Below are 7085 nucleotides of genomic sequence, written 5' to 3' on the forward strand. Positions count from 1 at the left end.
CGCAGGCCGGCGTCGCGGGCTTCGTCCAGCAGCCGCTGCACGCCGGTGCGCAAGGCAATGCCGCCTTCACGCGCGGTGCTTGTATAGACATGTGTCTTGAGCGCATGGATCTCGGGCACACGCGCCAGCAGCGCCTTGCGCTGGGCGGGCGGCAGCTGCGCTTCTTCGATGTAGGCGGCGATGCGCTCCTTGCCGCCGGTGATGGCCAGCAGCCGGCGGTAGGTGGGCGCACTCCATTGCCAACCCAGCTGCATCTGCTCGAAGGCGGTGTTGAAGGACTGGCGGTGCGCCTCTTCGGTGTCGGCCAGGGTGCCGTCCACGTCCAGGATCAGGGCTTCGGTGGTCATCGCGTCACCTCCTGCAAGACCGGCGCGGTGGGTGCCGCGCCAAACACCCGAGACGCCAGCACGTCTTCGGCCTGCAGCGTGCACAGCTGCTCCTTGCTCAGCGCCGATTGCGAATCGAACAGGCGCGTGGCGTGGCGCAGCCGCATGCGGTCGAGCGCATTGCGCACCGAGCGGGCATTGGCAAAGTGCGGCTGCTGGCGCCGCAGGTGCAGGTAGCGGCCGAAGGCATGCGCGGCCGGGCCGTCGAAACGGTAGTTCAGGCCCGTGAGCATCAGCTCGGCGATCTGCATCAGCTCGGCCTCGCTGTAGTCGGGGAAGTCGATGTGGTGCGCGATGCGAGACGCCATCCCCGGGTTGCTGCCGAAGAAGGTGTCCATGCGGTCCTTGTAGCCCGCCAGGATCACCACCAGGTCGTCGCGCTGGTTCTCCATCACCTGCAGCAGGATCTCGATGGATTCCTGGCCGTAGTCGCGCTCGTTCTCGGGCCGGTACAGGTAGTAGGCCTCGTCGATGAACAGCACGCCGCCCATCGCCTTCTTGATCACTTCCTTGGTCTTGGGGGCGGTGTGGCCGATGAACTGGCCCACCAGGTCGTCGCGCGTCACCGCCACCAGGTGGCCCTTGCGCACATAGCCCAGCTGCTTGAGCACGCCGGCCATGCGCAGGGCCACGGTGGTCTTGCCGGTGCCCGGGTTGCCGGTGAAGCACATGTGCAGGCTGGGCGGCGTGCTCTGCAGGCCCTGCTCCTCGCGCAGCTTGTCGATGAGCAGCAGCGCCGCGATGTCGCGGATGCGGCCCTTGACCGGCGCCAGGCCGATCAGCTCCGCGTCCAGCTGGTCGAGCAGCGCCTTGACGCCGGAGCTTTCGAACAATGCGCGCGGGGCGGTGGCCGTGTCCACGGGGCTACTCCTGGTGGGTGGGCGTGTCAGCGGGTGGCTGAAGGTCCGCCGTAGCGGCTGCCTTCAGGTCGGGCCTGCGTGGCATAGCTCTCGATGCTGTAGCGCAGCGTGCGGCCGGGCTCTTCGGTGCGGATGAGGCGGAAGCCGGGCTCTTCCTTGGGCCGGTTGACGATGAAGCTCAGCACCACCGATTCGGTGCCGTGGGTGCTGTCGAAGGCGGTGACGCGGATGTACTGGTCAGGGAAGGTCTTGCGGCAGTCGTTGATCTCCTGCAGCACGCCGGCGGCGTCGCGCAGGTCGAACATCGGGTTGCCGTGCATTTCCCAGAAGGTGTTGCGCGGGTGCGGGTCGTCGGTGTATTCCACGCCGATGGCCCAGCCCTTTTGCAGGCAGTACTCCAGCTGGCGGGTGATCTGGGCGTCCGTCAGCTCGGGCAGGAACGAGAAGGTGCCTTGGGTAATGCGCATGGGTTGCTCCTTGGCGGTGTGCGGGCGGGCCTGTCAGGCCACCGAAGGCGTGGCCACGTAGTCCGAGGTGTCGGTCGGCGTGTAGTTGAAGGTGATGTCGCCCCAGGTGTCGAGCGCGGCGGCCAGCGGGCTGCACCACTTGGCTGCGTCGCGCAGGATCTGCGGGCCTTCTTCCAGCAGGTTGCGGCCTTCGTTGCGGGCCAAGACCATGGCTTCGAGTGCCACGCGGTTGGCAGTGGCACCGGCCTGGATGCCCTGCGGGTGGCCGATGGTGCCGCCGCCGAACTGCAGCACCACGTCGTCGCCGAAGAGGTCGATCAGCTGGTGCATCTGGCCGGCATGGATGCCGCCCGAGGCCACCGGCATCACCTTCTTGAGCGCACCCCAGTCCTGGTCGAAGTAGATGCCGCGCGGCAGGTCCACCTTCGTCTGCGTGTCGCGGCAGACGTTGTAGTAGCCCTGCACCGTCATCGGGTCGCCTTCGAGCTTGCCCACCGCGGTGCCGGCGTGGATGTGGTCCACGCCCGCCAGGCGCATCCACTTGGCGATGACGCGGAAGCTCACGCCATGGTTCTTCTGGCGGGTGTAGGTGCCGTGGCCTGCGCGGTGCAGGTGCAGGATCATGTCGTTCTGCCGGCACCAGTGGCTCAGGCTCTGGATGCCGGTGTAGCCCACCACCAGGTCCACCATCACGATGACCGAGCCCAGGCTCTTGGCGAACTCGGCACGGCGGTACATCTCCTCCATCGTGCCGGCGGTCACGTTGAGGTAGCTGCCCTTGACCTCGCCGGTGGCGGCGCTGGCCTTGTTCACCGCGTCCATCACGAACAGGAAGCGGTCGCGCCAGTGCATGAAGGGCTGCGAGTTGATGTTCTCGTCGTCCTTCATGAAGTCCAGCCCGCCGCGCAGGCCTTCGTACACCACGCGGCCGTAGTTGCGGCCTGACAGGCCCAGCTTGGGCTTGGTGGTGGCACCCAGCAGCGGGCGGCCGAACTTGTCCAGCCGTTCACGCTCCACGATGATGCCGGTGGGCGGGCCGCTGAAGGTCTTGACGTAGGCCACCGGGAACTTCATGTCTTCCAGCCGCGCGGCCTTCAGCGGCTTGAAGCTGAACACGTTGCCGATGACCGAGGCCGCCACGTTGGTGATGGAGCCTTCCTCGAACAGGCTGAGGTCGTAGGCCACGTAGCAGAAGAACTGGCCCGGCGTGCCCGGCACCGGGTCCACGCGGTAGGCCTTGGCGCGGTACATGTCGCAGGCGGTCAGGCGGTCGGTCCACACCACCGTCCAGGTGGCGGTGCTGCTTTCGCCGGCCACCGCGGCGGCGGCCTCGACCGGGTCCACCCCGTCTTGCGGCGTGATGCGGAACAGCGCCAGGATGTCGGTGGCCTTGGGCTCGTAGTCGGGGTCCCAATAGCCCATCTGGGCGTACTTCAACACCCCGGCGGCATAGCGCTTCTTGGTGTCGGTGATCTGCTTGGCTTCGCTCATGCTGCCCATGGGGTCTCCTCGGTGTGGTGGAGGTCTGGCGGTGCTGCCGTGAGATCAATGTAGAGATTTCACCCTCCATATAAAAATTAAACTTTCTGGCGCTGGCATAAGCCCCGACTAATATGTAGCCATGCCGCTCACCCGTAACGCCACCTTTCGCCAGCTGGCTGCGTTCCATGCTGTCGCGCGGCTGGGCAGCGTGTCGATGGCGGCCGACGAACTGCACCTGACGCAACCGGCCATCTCCATCCAGATCCGCGCGCTGGAAGAGTCGGCGCGCACACCGCTGCTGCAGCGCGCCGGCCGCGGCGTGCGGCTGACCGAAGCCGGCGAGCTGCTGGCCGGCTATGCGGCCCGCATCATCGAGCTGTGGCGCGAGGCGGGCGAAGAGATGGCCACGCTGCAGGGCGTGTTCTCGGGCACGCTGCGGGTGGGCGCCGTCACCACCGCCGAATACCTGCTGCCGCCGCTGCTGGTGACCTTTGCCAACGAGCACCCCAAGGTGAAGGTGAAGCTGCAGGTGGGCAACCGCGACGAGATCGTGCGCATGCTGGCCGGCCAGGACATCGACCTGGCCATCATGGGCCGGCCACCGGCCGAGCTGAAGACCGAGGCCAGCCCCTTCGCCCGCCACCCGATGGCCTTTCTGGCCGCGCCGGGCCATGCCACGCTCAAGCAGGGCGAGATGGGCCTGGCCGACCTGGCCGGCATGCACCTGCTGGTGCGCGAGCGTGGCTCCGGCACACGCGCCACGCTGGAGCGCCTGTTCAAAGACGCGCGGCTGCCGCTGCGCATCGGCAGCGAGATGTCGAGCAACGAGGCCATCAAGCAGATGTGCGCGGCCGGCTTCGGCGTGGCCTTTTTGTCGATGCACACCTGCGTGCTGGAGTTGGAAGCCGGCCTTCTGGAGCTGCTGCCCATGGCCGACAACCCGGTGCAGCGCGAATGGTTCGTGATGCGCCTGGCCTCACGCCAGCTGTCGCAGGTGGCCAGCGCCTTCGAGCGCTTTTTGATCGAGCAGGGCCAGGACCAGCTGACGCAGCAGCTCAGGCCCCGCGCACGCCGGCGGCGGGCGGCACGGGCTTAGCCCGCGGGCGGCGGCCGCGCCAGCGCCGCCACAGCTGCCATGCATAAGGCAGCACCAATACCAGCAAGGCCAGCGGCGCCAGCACGTCCCGCAGCGGCAGCTTGACCGGCACCGGCCGCTGGAACATCGGGGCGCGCAGCGCCTCGCTCAGGCCGCGAGGGCCGTCGAGGTGGTGGTACTGCAGGCCGTCTTCCTGCGCCAGCAGGCGCAGGTAGGGCTCGCGCAGACCCGACAGGTGCTCGGTGCCCGGGGTGGCGCCCACCGAGACGCTGGGGCCGGCCGCATCGTCGGCCATGCCTTCGCCGGCCACGCTGCCGCTGCGGCCGCGGCTGCGCGGGTCGGCCTGCAACACTTCGTCGGCGCCCCACACGCCGATGGGCCGGCCCTGCGGGTCGCGCTTGGGAATGGGCGAGGGCTGGGCCTGGCCCACGCCCACGATGAGGCCGGGCACCTCACCCGGCTCGCCGTTGAGCTTGGGCCGGTGGCGCGGGTGCAGCGGCGGCGATTCCTGCCCGTCGGTGATGAACACCAGCGAGGGCTTGTCTTCCAGCTGCTTGGCCACCGCCAGCCCGCTGTGCAGGCCCTTGGCCACTTCGCTGCCGTTGATCCAGGCCATGCGGCCATCCAGGTTGGCCAGCGTGGCGCGCAGTTCGCCCAGGTTCTCGCACACCTCCACCGGCGCCAGCACCAGCAGCGTGCGGTACTCGGTGAAGACGCCCAGCCCCAGCTTGGAGCCGCAGGGCAGGTCCAGCATGGCCTCGCGCACGGCGTGCTTGGCCGCGTCGATGCGGGCGGCGGGCCGGCCGTCCACCAGCGCATCGGGCACGTTCATGCTCTGGGTGATGTCCAGCACCACCACATGGTCGAAGCGGGCGCGCTGCAGCGTGAGGTGCCCGGGCAGCAGGCAGCCCAGCAGCAGCAGCGCGGCGAGGGCCAGCAGCGCGGCCTCCTGCCGGCGCTGCAGCAGCGCCCAACCCGCCTGGGCCGCGGCGCGCCAACGGGCCGGCACAGGCCTCAAGGCAGCCCCGCGCTGTGGCCGCGCATGGTGGTGACGGCGCGTTCGGCCTCGGGCGCGGGCTCGTTGACCGGCGGCTCTTCTTCCTCCGCGTCGGGCAGCAGACGCTGCGCCCGCTCCAGGTTGTAGCGGGCGGGCCAGAAGCCGGGGTCGTGGCGCAGCACGTCGCGGTAGCCTTCCTTGGCCAGTTCCAGCAGCGCGATGGCCTGGCCGGGCTGCAGCGTGGCGCGCACTTCCATCGCCTGGCGCAGCAGCAGGTTGGCGCTGTTGTAGCGGGCGGCCTGGCCCAGCGGCGTGTCGTTTTGCAGCGGGCGGTAGCGGGCCAGCGCGGTCTCGCGCTCGGTGGCCGAGGCCTGCTGCCGCGCGCGCTGGGCGCTGCCGTAGGCGGCGGCAAAGCGCAGGTCGGGCGCTGCATCGTCGCCGGGCGCGGCGGCCGAGGCATCGGCGCCTGAAGCCGCGCCGGGCTGCGCCGCCGCCTGAGCCGCGCCCAGCGCCAGCGCCTCGATGCGCTGGTTCGCGCCCGCATCGCGCCACCACCAGGCGGCCTGCAGCGCGGCCAGCAATGCCACCGCCAGCAGGGCCAGCCACACCGCGCGGGTGCGGCCACGTGTGGCGAAATCGGCCTTCAGGCCCATCGGCGTATCTCCAGGGTGCGGGCGGCCAGCAACAGCAGCACGGCCAGCAGGGCCGCGCCCAGGGCCCAGGGCGCCAGGCTGCGACGGGGCACCACGTCTTCATAGACGATGGGCAGGTTCTCCAGCCGGTTCACGTCGTCAATGGCCTTTTGCAGCGCCTCGGGGTTGTCGGCCTCGTACGCGCGGTACGGCGTGCCCAGCTGCTCGAAGAAGCGGTGCAGGAAGTATTCGGGCGCCGCCTCGGCATTCACGGGCGCGGCCGGGTTGTCGGCTTCTGCGGGCTTCAGGCCCGCGCTCATCGCCGACCGGATGTAGATCCAGTAGATGGCCACGCGGTGCTTGTGCACCAGGTGGCTGATGCGGTCGCGGATCGCGGCGTCCAGCCGGTCGCCACCGTCGGACACCAGCATCACGATGCGCGAGCCGGTGTACGGCCGGTCGTTGAAGTAGCCCAGCGCGCTTTCCAGCGCCAGGCCGATGTTGGTCTCGCTCAGGCCGCGGCCGATGTTGCCGGCGGCGATGGCGGCCTGGATGGCCTCGGGCTTCTGCGTGAACTCCAGCACCCGCATCGGCAGCGTGCTGAACAGCACCATGCCAAAGCGGTCGTCCGGCCGCCGACTAGCAAAGTCGCCGAGCAGCTGGCGCGCCACCTGGCCTTTCGATTCGCGGTTCTGCGCGGCGCGCAGGCGCGAGTAGTAGTCCAGTGCCTCGGGCCCGGTGCCGCGCACCGGCGCGCCGGCCGCACGCGCGCCGCCAAAGCCCTGGTCCATGCTGCGGCTGCGGTCCAGCACCAGCACGATCTCGGCGCCGCGGCCCACCCGTTCGACCGTGTACTCGGGCCGGTAGGGCTCGGCCAGCGCCAGCACCAGGCCGGCCAGCGCCAGCGCCAGGCCGTCGGAGGCCAGGTCGCGCGGCAGCGTGGCCAGCCAGGTGTTGGGCATCGCATCGCGCTGGCGCAGCAGCCAGGGCAAGGCGGCCAGCGGCAGCAGCAACAGCCAGGCGGGCGTGTCGAAGCGGATCATGCGGCGCCCCGCTCCACGTCGCGGCAGCGGCGGCAAAAGCCGCGCAGCCAGACCAGGTCGTCGCCCGCCGGCTCACCCGCGAAGAAGCTGCGGCGCGAGCGGGCGAAGAACTCGTGCAGCTC

At 69.8% G+C, this 7085-nt stretch carries 8 protein-coding genes; 1 reads left to right on the top strand and 7 read right to left on the bottom strand.

Going from position 1 to position 7085, the window contains the following annotated elements; genetic code table 11:
• From ABNT58_RS20520 to ABNT58_RS20535, 4 genes are all read right to left on the bottom strand, one after another.
• Positions 1 to 347: HAD hydrolase-like protein (locus ABNT58_RS20520; protein ID WP_348755272.1), on the bottom strand; the 347-nt coding region annotated here is incomplete at its 3' end.
• Positions 344 to 1246: a CbbX protein gene (cbbX, locus tag ABNT58_RS20525; RefSeq protein ID WP_348755273.1), complete on the bottom strand. Its 903-nt coding sequence runs from the start codon at positions 1244 to 1246 to the stop codon at positions 344 to 346. The genes cbbX and ABNT58_RS20520, both read right to left, overlap by 4 nt.
• 26 nt (positions 1247 to 1272) lie before the next feature.
• Positions 1273 to 1713 carry a ribulose bisphosphate carboxylase small subunit gene (locus ABNT58_RS20530; protein WP_348755274.1) on the bottom strand — a complete coding sequence of 147 codons (441 nt, stop codon included), beginning with the start codon at positions 1711 to 1713 and terminating at the stop codon, positions 1273 to 1275.
• A gap of 33 nt (positions 1714 to 1746) precedes the next feature.
• Positions 1747 to 3213: a form I ribulose bisphosphate carboxylase large subunit gene (locus ABNT58_RS20535; protein ID WP_348755275.1), complete on the bottom strand. Its 1467-nt coding sequence runs from the start codon at positions 3211 to 3213 to the stop codon at positions 1747 to 1749.
• A gap of 121 nt (positions 3214 to 3334) precedes the next feature.
• Here ABNT58_RS20535 and ABNT58_RS20540 point away from each other — a divergent pair, with 121 nt between their 5' ends.
• Entirely contained in the window at positions 3335 to 4291 is a 957-nt protein-coding gene (locus ABNT58_RS20540; RefSeq protein ID WP_348755276.1) for a LysR family transcriptional regulator, read from the top strand.
• Here the strand turns inward: ABNT58_RS20540 and ABNT58_RS20545 are convergent.
• Genes ABNT58_RS20545 through ABNT58_RS20555 form a run of 3 tightly spaced genes read right to left on the bottom strand, consistent with a single transcriptional unit; the run spans position 4251 to position 6963 of the window.
• On the bottom strand, positions 4251 to 5300 hold the full coding sequence (locus ABNT58_RS20545; RefSeq protein WP_348755277.1) for a vWA domain-containing protein: 1050 nt from the start codon (positions 5298 to 5300) through the stop codon (positions 4251 to 4253). The genes ABNT58_RS20540 and ABNT58_RS20545 overlap by 41 nt on opposite strands.
• 5 nt (positions 5301 to 5305) lie before the next feature.
• On the bottom strand, positions 5306 to 5941 hold the full coding sequence (locus ABNT58_RS20550; RefSeq protein ID WP_348755278.1) for a hypothetical protein: 636 nt from the start codon (positions 5939 to 5941) through the stop codon (positions 5306 to 5308).
• Positions 5932 to 6963 carry a vWA domain-containing protein gene (locus tag ABNT58_RS20555; protein ID WP_348755279.1) on the bottom strand — a complete coding sequence of 344 codons (1032 nt, stop codon included), beginning with the start codon at positions 6961 to 6963 and terminating at the stop codon, positions 5932 to 5934. The genes ABNT58_RS20550 and ABNT58_RS20555 overlap by 10 nt, the downstream gene beginning before the upstream one ends.
• Positions 6964 to 7085 lie beyond the last annotated feature (122 nt).

The organism is uncultured Aquincola sp., from assembly GCF_964001545.1.
Lineage (GTDB): Bacteria > Pseudomonadota > Gammaproteobacteria > Burkholderiales > Burkholderiaceae_C > Aquincola.

Bases quoted from the DNA above. Each gene is read 5' to 3' on its own strand.
- ABNT58_RS20530 (WP_348755274.1), bottom strand. From the start codon at position 1,713: ATGCGCATTACCCAAGGCACCTTCTCGTTCCTGCCCGAGCTGACGGAC.
- ABNT58_RS20535 (WP_348755275.1), bottom strand. From the start codon at position 3,213: ATGGGCAGCATGAGCGAAGCCAAGCAGATCACCGACACCAAGAAGCGC.
- ABNT58_RS20540 (WP_348755276.1), top strand. From the start codon at position 3,335: ATGCCGCTCACCCGTAACGCCACCTTTCGCCAGCTGGCTGCGTTCCAT.
- ABNT58_RS20550 (WP_348755278.1), bottom strand. From the start codon at position 5,941: ATGGGCCTGAAGGCCGATTTCGCCACACGTGGCCGCACCCGCGCGGTG.
- ABNT58_RS20555 (WP_348755279.1), bottom strand. From the start codon at position 6,963: ATGATCCGCTTCGACACGCCCGCCTGGCTGTTGCTGCTGCCGCTGGCC.